The sequence below is a fragment of the Roseivirga spongicola genome, assembly GCF_034376045.1.
Classification (GTDB): Bacteria; Bacteroidota; Bacteroidia; order Cytophagales; family Cyclobacteriaceae; genus Roseivirga; species Roseivirga spongicola.
Genome location: NZ_CP139724.1, coordinates 1,092,383 through 1,107,586 on the forward strand (window position 1 = coordinate 1,092,383; position 15,204 = coordinate 1,107,586).

Annotated in this window: 14 protein-coding genes; 3 read left to right on the forward strand and 11 right to left on the reverse strand. The window is 41.2% G+C overall.

The window, feature by feature from the left end; all coding sequences use genetic code 11:
- The first annotated feature begins 29 nt into the window (after nucleotides 1-29).
- Both T7867_RS04945 and T7867_RS04950 read left to right on the forward strand, forming a co-directional pair.
- Complete coding sequence (locus tag T7867_RS04945) at nucleotides 30-524, forward strand: regulatory protein RecX (RefSeq protein ID WP_273276201.1); 495 nt, start codon at nucleotides 30-32, stop codon at nucleotides 522-524.
- Nucleotides 525-581: 57 nt separating this feature from the next.
- A complete protein-coding gene (locus T7867_RS04950; protein ID WP_322299896.1) occupies nucleotides 582-2,642 on the forward strand; it encodes a glycoside hydrolase family 97 protein in 2,061 nt (686 codons plus the stop codon).
- Nucleotides 2,643-2,939: 297 nt separating this feature from the next.
- Here T7867_RS04950 and T7867_RS04955 read toward each other — a convergent pair whose 3' ends face one another.
- The gene (locus tag T7867_RS04955) at nucleotides 2,940-4,130 is read right to left on the reverse strand and encodes a lipoprotein N-acyltransferase Lnb domain-containing protein (RefSeq protein ID WP_322299897.1); all 1,191 of its coding nucleotides are present in this window, start codon (nucleotides 4,128-4,130) and stop codon (nucleotides 2,940-2,942) included.
- 675 nt (nucleotides 4,131-4,805) lie between these two features.
- On the opposite strand from T7867_RS04955, the gene T7867_RS04960 reads away from it, so the two are divergent.
- A complete protein-coding gene (locus T7867_RS04960) occupies nucleotides 4,806-5,828 on the forward strand; it encodes an SPASM domain-containing protein (protein ID WP_322299898.1) in 1,023 nt (340 codons plus the stop codon).
- Nucleotides 5,829-5,896: 68 nt separating this feature from the next.
- On the opposite strand, the gene T7867_RS04965 is transcribed toward T7867_RS04960, so the two are convergent.
- From T7867_RS04965 to T7867_RS05010, 10 genes are all read right to left on the reverse strand, one after another.
- Nucleotides 5,897-7,504, reverse strand: coding sequence for a TlpA family protein disulfide reductase (locus T7867_RS04965; protein WP_322299899.1), 1,608 nt, complete (start codon nucleotides 7,502-7,504; stop codon nucleotides 5,897-5,899).
- Nucleotides 7,505-7,574: 70 nt separating this feature from the next.
- Nucleotides 7,575-7,745 (reverse strand): FeoB-associated Cys-rich membrane protein, encoded by a 171-nt coding sequence (locus tag T7867_RS04970; protein WP_084375554.1) that lies wholly within the window; start codon nucleotides 7,743-7,745, stop codon nucleotides 7,575-7,577.
- A gap of 152 nt (nucleotides 7,746-7,897) precedes the next feature.
- Nucleotides 7,898-8,800, reverse strand: a complete 903-nt coding sequence (locus T7867_RS04975) for an SDR family oxidoreductase (RefSeq protein WP_322299900.1) — start codon at nucleotides 8,798-8,800, stop codon at nucleotides 7,898-7,900.
- 2 nt (nucleotides 8,801-8,802) lie between these two features.
- The gene (locus T7867_RS04980; protein WP_322299901.1) at nucleotides 8,803-9,699 is read right to left on the reverse strand and encodes a peptidylprolyl isomerase; all 897 of its coding nucleotides are present in this window, start codon (nucleotides 9,697-9,699) and stop codon (nucleotides 8,803-8,805) included.
- On the reverse strand, nucleotides 9,680-10,612 hold the full coding sequence (locus T7867_RS04985) for a peptidylprolyl isomerase (protein WP_322299902.1): 933 nt from the start codon (nucleotides 10,610-10,612) through the stop codon (nucleotides 9,680-9,682). The genes T7867_RS04980 and T7867_RS04985 overlap by 20 nt, the downstream gene beginning before the upstream one ends.
- Nucleotides 10,605-11,534, reverse strand: coding sequence for a hydroxymethylbilane synthase (hemC, locus tag T7867_RS04990; RefSeq protein WP_322299903.1), 930 nt, complete (start codon nucleotides 11,532-11,534; stop codon nucleotides 10,605-10,607). The genes T7867_RS04985 and hemC overlap by 8 nt, the downstream gene beginning before the upstream one ends.
- On the reverse strand, nucleotides 11,534-12,442 hold the full coding sequence (gene rimK / locus T7867_RS04995; protein WP_068218427.1) for a 30S ribosomal protein S6--L-glutamate ligase: 909 nt from the start codon (nucleotides 12,440-12,442) through the stop codon (nucleotides 11,534-11,536). The genes hemC and rimK overlap by 1 nt, the downstream gene beginning before the upstream one ends.
- Nucleotides 12,414-12,884, reverse strand: coding sequence for an ATP-dependent zinc protease family protein (locus T7867_RS05000; protein WP_068216393.1), 471 nt, complete (start codon nucleotides 12,882-12,884; stop codon nucleotides 12,414-12,416). The genes rimK and T7867_RS05000 overlap by 29 nt, the downstream gene beginning before the upstream one ends.
- On the reverse strand, nucleotides 12,885-14,018 hold the full coding sequence (locus T7867_RS05005) for a DNA polymerase III subunit (protein ID WP_322299904.1): 1,134 nt from the start codon (nucleotides 14,016-14,018) through the stop codon (nucleotides 12,885-12,887).
- Complete coding sequence (locus tag T7867_RS05010) at nucleotides 14,015-15,169, reverse strand: GlmU family protein (protein WP_068216398.1); 1,155 nt, start codon at nucleotides 15,167-15,169, stop codon at nucleotides 14,015-14,017. Before T7867_RS05010 ends, T7867_RS05005 begins: the two co-directional genes overlap by 4 nt.
- Nucleotides 15,170-15,204 lie beyond the last annotated feature (35 nt).

The window sequence follows — 15,204 nt, forward strand, 5'->3', positions numbered from 1 at the left end:
TAATTGCTGCGAATTCGTAATTTCACCCAATGTTTGATTCCGATAGGCAAAAACCTAAAAAGACATACGATCGAAAAACAGCCAAGCTCAAGGCCGCAGATTTTTGTGCCTATCAGGAAAGATCTCAACAGCAAGTTCGCGATAAACTCTATGATTATGGTTTGCACTTCGATGAAGTGGAAGAAATACTCACAGAGCTCATTATGGAGGGCTTCATTAATGAAGAGCGATTTGCTAGAGCCTTTATTGGTGGTAAGTTTAGAATGAAAAAGTGGGGAAAGCAGAAGATTCTCCAAAGCCTAAGGCCTCATAAAATCTCCGAATACTGTATTAGAAAAGGCTTGGAAGAGATAGATCCTGAAGACTATTGGCAGGCATTGCTAGAACACACGGAAAAAAAGTACGCCCAGCTTAGCGGCAACTCTCCGTACATCATAAAAGGAAAGCTGACCCAACATTTATATGCGAAGGGCTTTGAGTCCGACCTCATTCGCGAAGCAGTTGAACAAATCGTTAAGGATTAGTTTCTCCCGCTGAACGAACACTGCTTTGTATTAGATTTGACGTCAAATTGACTAGTCATGAAGAAAGCTTTTCTTTTACTTCTACCGTTGTTAATATTTTCATGTGGGGGCGAAAAGTTCTCCATAACACTCACTTCTCCAAAAGAGGCTATTTCCGTTCAGCTTTACGAAAATTCGGAAAGTCAACTGGCCTACATCATGAATTTTCAAGGCAATCCGGTTTTACTGGAAAGCACTTTAGGCCTTGAACTTAGGGAATATGGTTTGTTGGGAAAAGAGATGGAGCTGCTCAGAGTAGACAGCACAAGAAATACCAGACCATGGAACCCACTTTGGGGTGAAGACGGAATTATAATTGATGACCATAAGGCCTATACCTTCTACTTCCGTAGCAAGAAAAACGACCTTTTAATGAATGTTCATTTCAAGCTTTTTGCTGATGGCATGGGCTTCAAATACGAATTTCCTCCACAAGAAGGAGTAGATGAATTAATAATAGATGATGAGTTCAGTCAGTTCAAACTCACAGGTGACCATACGGCTTGGTGGATTCCTGCAGATTACGACAGCTACGAGCACCTTTACAAAACCACCAAAGTAAGCGAAATTGACTCTTCTTTGGTAGACAGCAGTTTGCTAGCCGCCTCTACCATAATGGAAAGGCATGCTGTGAATACACCGCTTACTATGCAAACCGCTAGCGGTTTGCACATCAGTATTCACGAGGCTTCATTAACCAATTATTCTGAAATGACCCTCCGGGTTGAAGACGATAAGAGAACTTTGACCAGTTCTTTAGTACCCTCCCAATTAAACGGATGGAAGGCGAAAGTAAACGCACCTTTTTCAACCCCATGGAGAACAGTTCAGGTAGCTGAAAAAGCTGGAGGCCTAATTGAATCTAAGCTGATTGTAAACCTAAATGAGCCCAACAAACTAGAGAATACCGACTGGATAAAGCCTGGTAAATACATAGGTATTTGGTGGGAAATGCACCTACAAACTTCTTCTTGGGACATGGCCAGTGGCAAGCATGGTGCTACCACAGAAAAAGCTAAGAGGTACATAGATTTTGCTGCCAAACATGGCTTCGATGGTGTTTTAGTAGAAGGTTGGAATACTGGCTGGGAACGCTGGATAGGCTTTCCTGACAGAGAAGGAGTATTTGATTTTGTAACACCATACCCCGACTACAATCTAGAAGAGGTAGTAGCTTATGGTAAGCAAAAGGGAGTAGAAATTATTATGCACCACGAAACATCTGCCGCACCTAGAACTTACGAACAACAATTAGACACCGCTTATGCATTGATGCAAAACCTTGGCATCCATGCAGTGAAAACAGGATATGTCGGGCCAATTATTCCCGAAGGCGAATACCATCACGGCCAGTGGATGGTGAATCATTATAGAAAAGTGCTTTCAAAAGCAGCTCAATCTGAGGTAATGGTTTTTGCGCATGAGCCAATTAAAGCCACTGGCTTAAGAAGAACTTACCCAAACATGATGGCTAGAGAAGGACTCAGAGGCTCGGAGTTTAATTCCCCTTGGGGTGGAGGCAATCCGCCAGAGCATCTCACCATTGTACCTTTTACCAGAATGCTCGGTGGCCCTATAGACTATACACCAGGCCTATTTAAGCTGAACTTGAATGAATACAAAGAGGGGGCTTATGTGCCCACCACTTTGGCTCATCAATTGGCCGAATACGTAGTAGTATACAGTCCTGTACAAATGGCCCCCGACCTGATTGAACACTACGAGGGAGAGGCTGCCTTTCAGTTTATAAAAGATGTACCCACCGATTGGGATGCCTCCAAAGTGCTGGCTGCTGAAATTGGCGAATATATAGTGATGGCCAGGCTAGGCAAAAATGAGTTCGATTGGTACTTGGGTGGCCTAACAGATGAGAATGCCAGAGAACTGGAAGTTAGTCTAGACTTTTTGCAAAATGGAGCTCAATACGAAGCTCAGATTTATAAAGATGCTGCTGATGCAGATTTTGAGACCAATCAGGCAGCATATGAGATTGAAAAGCGGATAGTGACTAAAAAAGACAAGCTAACGCTGAAAATGGCCGGAGGTGGAGGCGTTGCTGTAAGGTTTAAGGCGCTGTAGAACAGACAACCATTCCTATGCATGTGTTTTGATTAATTTGTTGATAATAGAAAAGAGGTCTCGGTCACAGTCATGCTGAGGCCCCAAAGTATCGCGGGGAAGCATCTTATTAAGCTCTGCAAGGGAAATTCGTAGTCTGTTTCAGTGGTTATAATACTAGATAGGATTCTTCTCTTCGTTCAGAATGACTTAGACGTTGCTGCCTCACCAGTCACAGAACCTATCCTTGTCTTCGTTAGAGCTTTGCCAAAAGTAGGAGACGGAAACCCGGTTTACTTGGTGACTTTGAGAAATAGCTTAAAAAGCCCTTTTTCTAGTTCCTCCAAGCCCTTTTTGCCAAAGATAAACGTAGCGTACAGTGAGCATAATCATCATAGGAATAAGTGCGGTGTTGTAAACTTGCAACTTACCAATCCATACGAATGTCATGGCGATAAGTAAGATCACCAGAAAACGAGCGTATACCATCAACCATTTCTTAGGCTCCTTTTTCACCATAAAAAAGGCAATAATCAGGTTAGGCGCAAAAGCCCAAAGTACATTCAAGTTGTTAATGGTGGTAGTATGATGAGTAGCCACCCATAGGAGTAATACAATAAGGCCTATGAGTCCTGTGATAAAGAACAAAGTAAAATCGAGCCAGCGAGATCGCTTCTTGGTAAGCCAATCTTTAACCGTCAGAATAATAACAATTAAGGCTATTACAGAGAACAACAAAGTAGGGCTTAGCTTCTCTTGTTTTTGCTCATAATAATCAGATTCGAATAGTTGCTTGGTTACTTTAATGGCTGGCACTTCTTGTCCATTGCGCTTTATAGTAGCGTGGTTATATCCAGAAAGCACATAATCTGGCAAGTACATTCTAGCTTCCACATCAGCTTTTCTGTCCACCACGTTGCCAAGGCCAATGTCAATGCCAAGATCCATCCACGGGTGGTTGAATGAGTTTTCATCGACCAAATCTCTGTAAGTAGCCTCTTCTGTAATGTGATCATCATTGAAAACCAGCCTATCTCCCAAAACACTTTTTGGAATATCTCTGAGCTTAGTAGCACAGTTATCGAAGAACTGATCGTATAGATAGAGTCTATTCTGAGGTAGGATATTGTTTTCTAGAAACTCAAAAATGGCCTGTTTTTCTTCTAGGTTAATGTTCAGTACTTGCTCTGTTACCCAACGGTTTTGGCTTCTGTAGTTATCGAAAAAGCGGATGAATTCGTAGGCAGCAACCATGTACTGTTGCGTGCCAGCAGCAAAGCGTAGATAAAAACCACTTTCTGTAGTGTCGAAAATTCCGTAGTTATAGGCCTTATCTAAATTCAGTGCAGGGTCTTTCACCCTCAAGGCACTATGGCCAAAGCAATCTACCAAAGTAGGACCCGGCCCCACGGTGATTAAACTTACCTCTGCATCTTCTGAAAGTTGAACAAATTGTGCCGACAGGTTCAAGCTAAAAATTAGGCCAAGCAGTAGTAAGTTGAGCTTCATAGATTAAAACTATTTCTTTTCCAGATTAAAGCTGCAAATATACGACTCAATTTTGCTCTTCCCCTTTTTCACGAATAGCATAACTCGCTTCTGTAGGTGTTATCAACAAGCATTCGGAGACACATTTGAATAAGTTTGTTGGTCTCAAGATGAACAAAGGCAGTGCGACAATGTAGCTTCGGTTACCGTCATGCTGAGGTACGAAGTATCGGGGGAAGCATCCTATCGAGCTAGACATGTCTTTCTGCATGGATAAGATTCTTCTCTGTGTTCAGAATGACTTAGACGTTGCGACATCAGGTTCAAGGTTTCTTTGTTATTCCCCTGAAGCGTATGTGATCAATTTCTAGCTCTTATTGGTGTTATCATCCACAAGCATTCGGAGACACATTTGAATAATTCTTTTGGTCACAAGATGAACAAAGGAAGAGCGGCAACGTAGCTTCGGTCACAGTCATGCTGAGGTACGAAGCATCTTATTCAACCATATACGATGCATTTCTTCTGCTTGGATAGGATTCTTCGCTCAGCTCAGAATGATTTAGAAGGTGGAGCTACGGGTGCAATATTTTCATTGGGTCCTATAAAAGGCCTTATTACGAAGAAAGGCAGCAGGAATACATCAAATATCTCCTTCTGTTTTGCTCCGTTCATTCCACGCCCTAACTTCACAAAATGAATAGCAACTGGCGCGATGGGCTGAATTACGCTTCCAAAATTACTCCAAGGAGGTTTTGGAACATGGTTCAGCTAGTAAGTAGCTATCTTGTTTCTAAGGCAACCAAAAAGCCAGTACACTGGGGTTTGCCAACTAGTATCTCGCTAGAACCTACCACATCTTGCAATCTTCGCTGCCCAGAATGCCCCAGTGGGCTTAGGAATTTTACCCGTCCAACGGGCATGTTGGCAGATGACATATACAAATCCGTAATTGATGAACTGGCTCCCAAGTTGAGTTATCTCATTTTTTATTTTCAGGGCGAACCCTATTTAAATCCAAGTTTTTTAGATCAGGTTAAATACGCTCACTCAAAGAAAATCTACACCGCTACTTCCACGAATGCTCACTATTTGAACGATAAAGTGGCCAAGAAAACGGTAGAATCGGGTTTAGATAGGCTCATTATTTCTATTGATGGAACCACTCAAGAAACTTATGAGCAATACCGGGTAGGCGGAAAGCTAGAAAAGGTGATTGAAGGCACCAAGAACATTGTAAGGTGGAAGAAGGAGCTGAATTCGAAGACGCCTCATATCATTTTTCAATACCTAGTGGTAAAACCCAATGAGCATCAGCTTGATGATGTGAAAAGGCTAGCCAATGAATTGGACGTTGACGAAGTGGCTTTCAAAACTGCTCAGATTTACGATTATGAAGACGGTTCAGAGCTTATCCCAACCATTGAAAAATATAGCCGATATAAGCAGCTTTCCAGTGGAAAATGGGCGATCAAAAACAAGCTTATCAATCATTGCTGGAAGATGTGGCACTCATGTGTCATCACTTGGGATGGAAAAGTAGTGCCATGCTGTTTCGATAAAGATGCCCATTATCAGTTAGGTGAGATGAAGAAACAGACTTTCGAAAGTATCTGGCGAGGTGAATCTTACACTCGGTTTCGCCAAAGCCTTATCAAATCGAGAAGCGAAATAGAAATGTGCAAAAACTGCTCAGAAGGCACTAGGGTTTGGGCTTAATGAAATGGTTAAAACCATTAATAATTTAGCTCACGGATTAATATGCCAGTCCAAAGAGAGTTTTGAGTTCATTTTTCATCTATGTCAATCACTATTCTTTGTGGTATACTCCTATTCTCTACTTTAATGTTGTGTGTGATTTCCATTACCTCCCTAGTATTCCGCCTCAACGCTCGTATTTTGAGTTCATAATTACCTGGCTCAATATCGAAGCCTCTTTCTAAGCTTTGACTCTTTTCTGAAATACGATAAAACTGCGATGTTCCTTTTATAAATTCAGCCTCAACGTTAAGGCTAATCAAGTCTTTTCCAACAAAACTGAGTACTACATTACCGCTGTTTAGCCTGTTCTGAACCTCTTCCAAGCTCAAGTCAAAATGTTTGCTCAGCGTTCTTATAAGCATAACATTTCTTAACCTTGTCTGCTTTTCGGCAACTTTCATTTCCTTATCTAGAAGAAATGTAGTTGGGTAGCCTCTAATGCGGAAGTCACTTTTTGCAGTTCCAGCTTCACTCTCCATCAAGTGCTTCCACGGCATATCATTTTTAGTTAAGAATTTTTCAACGGTTTGCTTTTTATCATTGGCAATGCTTACAATTTCTAACCCCTCACTTTTAAACACCTTGTAAGCATCTTGAAGGAAAGGAATTTCGCCAATGCAAGGCCCACACCATGTACCCCAGAAGTCTAACAAAACTGTGTTGCCCAGTTGAGTTTTAAAAGGTGTTCCATCCAATTGAACTCCAACTATATCTGGGGCAATCTGTCCAACAGAGGTTCCTTTACGTTCCTTTTTCTCACTGACTAATAATTTGAGCTGATTTCCTTCTAAGTCTATACCAACAATCTGAAAATCGAATTCATCTCCAAAAATGAAATCATTAAATGATATGTGATCATCTTTAGAAACTTTAGGTTCTCCCTTGTTGTACGGTTTATTAGATGAAAGAACCTTTAAGGTAGCTGGGGTATATTGAATTCCATAGAATGAATTATTGACAAAAATGTGATGCTGTCTACCATTCATTGTAAAAGCTCCAGACCTATATTCTGACGAAGACATGTATACCTTTCCCATTTGCTTTAAAGGAAGAAAGGCAAAGTAAATTGAGTCCTTAATTATGGCCTTTTTATTATAGCGCTCAATAAGTGCGGAGTATATTGGTGGATTTTGAAATTCTTCAAACCCGTACTTATCTATATCTAGGCTAATTACCTCGTCATCGGAAAAATCTTCATTATTATTTTTGTCAATGATAAGAATGTGTTCAGAATTCGCTTTTCCATAGGCCATAGAAACCTCGGTATCGACATAATCTGTGGTTAATTGAGCTAACTCTTCTGGAGATTCTTTTGAGAACCATTTATTAAAGTTTTCAGCTGAGTCTAAGACCTCATTTTTTACGGAATAATAGGCCATTTGCCTGAAATCAGATGAAAGTGAGCCAACACTTAATTCGGTATATTCTATTGGTAAACCAGAAGTTTTTTCATGTAGAGCAAAAAAAGGTTGGCTCTCACTAGTTGGGTTTGCCTTGAATGTTGACATACTCTGAGAGAATGGACCAGGACCAACATGCCTTTGAAGTTTTACTGTAATGGTATCTCCTATATTTTGTGCCGATGCATTAAATGCAATCAAGTAGACTAAGAGAAAGGTTATTGTGTGTCTCATATCCTTCTATTAAATGAGAAAATAAATTAGAAGAATATTCATATCCCTACAAGGGATTGACATTTTTTAACTAACCTTTTAAGTGATCAGGCATTTTGAAAGGCTTAGCCGAAGGAGCTGGTGAGCATTTGTCGCAACCCGAAGCACAGCTACTGTCTTTGGCTTTATACTGTCTGTAAAGCTTTCGGCCCATAAAGAACAGAGCCGCTAAAAATAATATGCCGATAATGACTTCCTGCATTAGCTAGTGAACCGTAGTTGCGATGACAAAGTTCAGTATAGTTATTGAGAAATAGTGCTCAAAAGGTGAATAGAAATTTACACCATTGGTCTTACTTATAAGTTGACTTCTTATCCAATTAAAATAAACACCCCTCAAACTACTTCAAATCACTATTTCTCAATCTGCCCAGCTACAATGGCTATACCTTCATCAAATGAATGAGGCTCGTACCCTAACACGGTTCGGGCCTTTTCTATGAGCAGCCCAGTTCTTGGCGGACGCTTAGCTGTTTGAGTAAAGCTACTAGCATCGGCCCTTTGCATGGTACTGGTGTCTAAGTTGAAGAAATCGGCCGTTTTGAGCGCCATTTCATACGGATTGAGCAAATCTTTGCCGCAGATATTAAATACGCCTGGAGCTTTCTGCTTAGCAATTAGATAGCAACCCATGGCTAAGTCTTCTGCAAGTGTTGGGCTTCTTAACTGATCATCAACGACCTTGATTTCCTTACCCTCTTCCAGACTTTTCTTCACCCAAAGAATGATGTTGCTTCTGCTCATATCATGAGCGATACCATACACCAAAACCGTTCTGGCAATGGCGTAATTAATGGTTGAATTCTCTAAAAGCTTCTCAGCTGCCAGCTTACTTTCACCATAATAGCTGACAGGATTGGCTTTGGCTTTCTCGTCATACGGGCCATCTTCTCCATCGAAAATAAAATCAGTAGACAGATGAAGCAAAAAGCAGTCATTTTTAGCCGATGCTTCAATCAAATAGTTTACTGCATTGACATTCTGATCCCAGCAAGCCTCTCGTTCAGTCTCGCACTGATCTACATTGGTCATGGCAGCAGTATGGATAATCACCTCAGGTTTATGCTTGGTTACTACCTCAAGCACTTGTTGCTTATCGGTAATATCCATTTGGTCGAAAACATAGTCAGTCTCCGGGTAAGGAAGTCGATTACCACCTCTGGCAGTTGCAATCAATGTATCTTCTCCTTTATCTAAAAGTAGTTTAACCAGCTTTTGGCCAAGTAATCCGTTAGAACCTGTGATGAGTATTTTCATGGCTATTTCTTTTCAGGGTACTCTATTCCATACTTTTTGGTAACCTGTGACTTAGGTACTTCAATTACCTTCACCGTCATTCTAATATCTTCCAAAGGCTTATCTCTCTGGTTAGTTTGAACAGCTGCAATTTTATCGATTACCTCTAAACCTTCAACCACCTTACCAAAAACCGTGTATTCGGCATCTAAATGAGGTACACCTCCCGTAGTGGCATAAATTTTCTTGGCCCAATCAGGATAGCCCGGATCTGTCTGATCTCCGAACTCTTCTTCTATCAGACCTATAGAGTTTAGAATTAATTGTTGGTAAGCCGCGTTAAAGTCGTAGGTAGAGTCTTCTTCACTCTTCATTCTGTGATACTCCACCTTCTCTCTTAATTCTGGGTATCTATCAGAGCGATACATTCTGGTAAACAGACCATTAATTTTCAAGCTATATCTGCGCTCGGCTCTGGTGGCCAGACCTTCATCGTTATAGGTTTCGCCTTGAACGATGTAGAATTGGCTTCCGCTCGACTTCTTCTGAGGGTTTACGGCATCTCCCGTTCTGGCTGCTGCTAATGCCCCTTTTACATGAATGTATTTCTCAGGGAGGAACTCTGCATCTAGCGTGTAATCAACAGCTTCTTCCGCTACTCCAGTTGAAACATCACCGGTTTGAATCATAAAGTTTTCGATCACCCTATGGAAAACAACTGAATCGAATTGACCAGACTTAGTAAGATTCAAGAAGTTCTCTTTATGAATTGGGGTGTCATCATAGAGTACTGCTGTCATGTCGCCATATGGGGTTGATATAACCACTAGCTCATCCTTCTCTTCACAAGAAAGACTCAAAAAAATAAAGGCTCCAAAAAGAGCCTTTATCAAAGTGTTTTTATTGAATACGATAGTCATAGCTATATTTTTCAGCAATTTCTTTCTTTGGCATCTCCTCAACGGAAATATACATTCTCACATCTTGCACAGGCCTGTCTCCAGGGGCTGTTTGAACTGTTGCTATAGCATCAATTACCTCAAGACCAGAAATAACCTGTCCAAAAACTGTGTAATCGCCATCTAAGAATGGCGTACCACCAATGGTTTGATAGGCTGCTTTCTTAGCTTCTGACATCTCAGGCTTATTAAGTGAAATGCCAGTAGCTTCTTCTAGTTGATCTAGCGTCTCCATTACCTTGGCTTCATAAGCCTGATCTCCACCTTGATTATAGGCTTCTTCATAAGTTTTATTCAGATCATGATCTGGCTTGTTATTTCTTAAATACTGAAGCGCTCCACCGATAGCAGCAAAATTTGGCCCTGAGAATTGAGCAATACTCGCATCGTTCAGTACCTCTCCTTGAACCACATAGAATTGGCTTCCACTTGAAGCTCTTTCAGGGTTTACTGCATCACGCTGACGTGCAGCTGAAAGTGCTCCTTTCTTGTGATACAATTCTTCACGAATTTCTGCTGGAATGGTATAACCTGGCCCGCCAGAACCCAGACCTTGACCTGGAGCAGCATTTTTAGACTCAGGATCTCCACCTTGAATCATGAAGCCCTGAATAACTCTGTGAAAAATAAGGCTATCATAGAATCCTTCTTTCGCGAGTTTTACAAAGTTTTCCTTATGCTGAGGAGTTTGGTCATACAGAATGGCTTTCATTTCACCCAAATCTGTCTTGATTGTCACCAAATAGTCATTACCAGATAAGTCTACCTTTGGCTGATCTACATCGTTGGTCGATTCGGAACTAGAACCATCGCCACAAGCATTAACCATCAAAAACATGGCTAAAAGGAGGCTTAAAACTTTTATTTTATTCATTATCAAGTCTCGTTTTTATCTCTTCTAAAATCTCTTTTCCACCCGAAGATAATACTTCGTTGGCAAGTTCGACACCTAGCACTTCTGCTTCATGAATAGGGCCTGTTTTCTCTTTTAATATTCGTTGGCTTCCATCTAAACTAATGATTCCACCCTTCATTTGAATCTCTTCGCCATTGAGCTGAGCCAAACCGAAAACTGGTATACTACAACCACCATCCATGGTTTTCAAAAATGCACGTTCTGCCTTTAAGCAATGTGCTGTTTCTTGATGGTCAAGTACTCCTAAAACCTTTAACTTCTTTGCAGGGTCTAAGCTTTCATGTACTTCAATGGCTACACTGCCCTGACCAACTGCTGGGATAAACTCATCGAGCGAAAGTTTCGATTTGATCTTTTCGTCATAGCCCATTCTATGAACACCAGCATAAGCGAGCAGAAGTGCATCGCAGGCTCCTTCTTCCATCTTCTTGATCCGTGTTTGAAGATTCCCACGAACTGGCACTGTCTTCACATTCGGATAAAAATGCTTCAAGGTCGCAATTCTTCTGGTGCTAGAAGTACCCAAAACCAAATCCTTCGATTCTAGGGATATATTTTCTTTATGACTGACGATAACATCATTCACTTCTTCGCGCTCCATAAAAGCGATGAGCTCAAAACCATCTGGCAGTGAAGACTGCATGTCTTTGGCACTGTGCACTGCTATATCTATAGAACCATTGGCCAGTTGCTCTTCAATTTCTTCAGTAAACACCCCTTTGCTACCAATTTTCGCAATGGTAACATCGAGGATCTTATCACCTTTAGTTTCAATAGTGACAATCTCTGTTTCCATTCCAGCAGCTTCTAGCTTCTCCTGCACATGATAGGCTTGCCAAAGCGCCAACTTACTTCCCCTTGTGCCTATTTTTACCTTCATTAAGCTTTCAGTTTAGAAATTGTGCCCTTTTTCTTAGGTTGATTTCTCTCGATGTATTCGATTATATTTCCAGCAATATCAACTCCTGTGGCTCTTTCTATGCCTTCCAAACCTGGAGAACTATTCACCTCAAGAATAAGTGGCCCTCTACTCGATTGAAGTAGGTCAACACCTGCCACAGATAAACCCATTGCATTGGCGGCTTTAATTGCCACAGACTTCTCGCTTCGCGACAACTTCACTACCTCTGCCTTTCCTCCTCTGTGTAAATTACTTCTGAACTCACCTTCTTGGCCAGTTCTCTTCATTGCTCCAATTACTTTTCCGTCTACCACAAACACACGCAAATCAGAAGCTTTAGCTTCTTTGATAAATTCCTGAACTATAATTCGGGCTTTAAGACCATGAAAGGCTTCAATAACCGACTGAGCTGCTTTTCTGGTTTCGGCCAAAACCACACCTAAACCTTGAGTACCCTCTAACAACTTGATGATTACTGGTGCTCCCCCCACATGTTCGAGCAAGCTTTTATCTTCTCTAGAATAGTTGGTGAAAGCAGTTTTTGGCAAAGGTAAACCAGCACCTCCCAAGAGCTGTAAACTCCTCAGCTTATCTCGTGAGCGGACAATTGATTGGGAATAAGTTGCGCTAAAAACGCCCATCATTTCAAACTGACGCACTACAGCGGTACCATAAAAGGTAACAGAAGCACCAATTCTAGGGATTACAGCATCAATATCGGTGAGTTCTTCACCCATATAGTAAACTTTTGGTCCCGTTTCTTCAATGGTTAAGTCACACTTTAGGTGGTCTATTACTAAGGCCTCATGACCTTTTGCTTTGATAGCCTCAACCAGTCTCCTTGTTGAGTATAACTGGCTATTTCTTGAGAGTACTGCTATCTTCATTTTTATGTTTCTTTTGAAATGATAGGTTCTTTTTTCTAACATCAATTACAAAGCCCTGCCTTAGCAACTTTCTTCCCAAAAGGATTGGAAATTTCATTTTGCTGCGATCGGAAAGCGAAAACTCTGTAAGTATTTTGTGACCAAAAAGCTCTATGTGTGTTTTGATAACATAACGCTCTTCTATCGACCCGTTGGAACTTTTTATTCTCTTTTGAACAAAATTGGTAGTAGAAAAACTTCTGGCTTTCTTTTCATGGATTCTATTTCCAGGAATACTGAAGCACAAGACTTTTTCACCGTCTACCGTTTTTACCTTTACTTTAGAACAGTTTATGGCTGAAGTATAGGCACCCGAATCGACCTTTGCATCAATGTTAAACAGCATAAAGTCGGGCAAATCTACTTTATCTGCCCTTCCAATGGTAATGGCTTTTTTAAACATTTAATTGCTTTTGGCTCTTGCAATTTGGGCAATGGAAAGCGATAAATCAAGAAAGAGAATTTTCGGGTTGGCATTCCGCTCAATATGGTATTGCGCCTCATCGAACTGAGGGGATATTCTAGCAATCTTCTCAGGCACAAAAACGCTCGCGAACTTTTCTATAAAACCACGCTCCTGATCTGGCAACCTTGAAATTGAAGATGAATCTACGCCTTGCAGCAAAGTTTCTCGCATGTAGTTGCTAGCAATACCCATTAGCCCCACCTGAAACTCTTTTCCCTTCTTTTGAAAATCATCAGCCTGCTTAATGAGCCCTTCAAAGTTGAAAGTAAAACACTGTCTCATCCAGTCTTTGAAATAATCATTGGCCTCATTACCTGTGCCATCAATTTCTGCCAAGGCCTTTCTTAAGCTACCATTTGCTCGATAGGCTATCTGGTCTATTTCTGCTGCTGAAAGAGCGCTTTTTTCTGTGAGAACAGACTTAACATCTTCATCTTCAAAAGAAGGTACTCTGAGTTGCTGTGCCCTAGAAAGTATAGTAGTTAGGAGCTTATTAGAATCATTAGAAACCAGAATGAAAATGGTGTTTTCGGGTGGCTCTTCTAAGATTTTCAGAATTCCGTTGGCAGCATTAACATTCATTAATTCAGGCTGCCAAATGATCATTACCTTATACTTTCCCTCAAAAGACTTGAGTGAAAGAGCACGAACAATATTTCTACTCTCTTGCCGAGGAATCATTAGTAACTTGTTCTCCCAGCCAAAGTGATTACTCCAATCGGTCACATTTCCGTAAGGCGTTTGAGAAAGAAAACCTCTCCACTCTACCAAAAATTTATCGCTGGTAGCATCTTCTCTCTTAAACTTTGGGGTGGCTGCCGAAGGAAAAACGAAGTTTACATCTGGGTGAATGTATTTGCTGTTCTTTACACAGCTAGCACAAACACCACAAGCATCGGTATCAGTTGGGTTTTCGCAATTCAAATAGGTTGAAAATGCCAAGGCCATTGCCAAATTGGCCGAACCTTCTGCACCAACGAATAGCTGAGCATGGGCCACATGATTACCCTTTACCGCCTCTATGAGTTGGCTCTTAGTGTTTTCTAATCCCGGAATATCCTGAAACCTCATGCTTTATCCCAAATTCTATATTGAGCAGTTTCATTATATACATGCTGAATAATGTCTTGCTCTACCCGATCATAATCTTTGCTTCTACGCTGCATTACTGCCTGCGCTACCTCAGCAAATTTTCTAAGCTGAAAGGTAACAAAACCATTCGCTCCGCCCCATGAGAATGAAGGAACAAAATTTCTTGGGTAACCCGCTCCGAAAATATTAGCACCTACGCCAACCACAGTGCCAGTATTGAACATGGTATTGATTCCACACTTGGAATGGTCGCCCATCATTAGGCCACAGAACTGCAAACCAGTATTGGCAAATCTTCCAGAAGCATAATCCCAGAGCTTCACCATTGCGTAGTTATTCTTAAGGTTAGAGGTATTGGTGTCGGCACCAAGGTTACACCATTCACCCAAAACAGAGTTACCCATGTAGCCATCGTGCCCCTTGTTGGAGTAGCCAAAAACTACTGAGTTGCCAATTTCACCACCAACTTTAGAGAAAGGACCAATGGTAGTATCACCTTTTATTTTCGCTCCCATATTCAAATGAGCACTCTCGCAAAGTGCAAAGGCTCCGCTTATAATGGCACCTTCATGCACTTGAGCATTTTTGCCAATGTAAACAGGCCCACCTTCAGCATTGATAATGGCGGCTCTAATGCTCGCACCTTCTTCAATGAATAGATTCTCCTTGCCATACACAATGGTGTGCGGATCAGTAATTTCTTGTGATGTTCTGCCCGCAGTCAGCAGCTGAAAATCAGCGATTATCTCACCTCTATTTTCTTTGAAAATGTCCCAAGTATGTTCAATAAGCGTGAATTCGCCAGAAAATGCGATTGTTTTACCTCCACCTGAATGTCGGGCTAAAACTGTATCACCAGAAACAAGTTCCTCTCCCGCTTTTAGCACTTTGATAGCATCTACCAAACCACTGTTAGGGCAAAGAGCACCATTAATTTCTAGTGAAGCGTCACTCTTTGCGTATTTGGTTTGAAGGTAGTCTTGGGTAGAAAAGCCACAATTGAACCCACGCTTAGCCCACTTTTCAGTGATGGTAAGAATACCAACCCTAATTTCTGCGACTGGGCGAGTAAATGTGAATGGCAGTAATTGTGTTCTTATTTCGGGGGAATCGAAAAGCGCAATATCCATGCACAAAAATAAAAAAGTCTCCATCTGAAAAAATG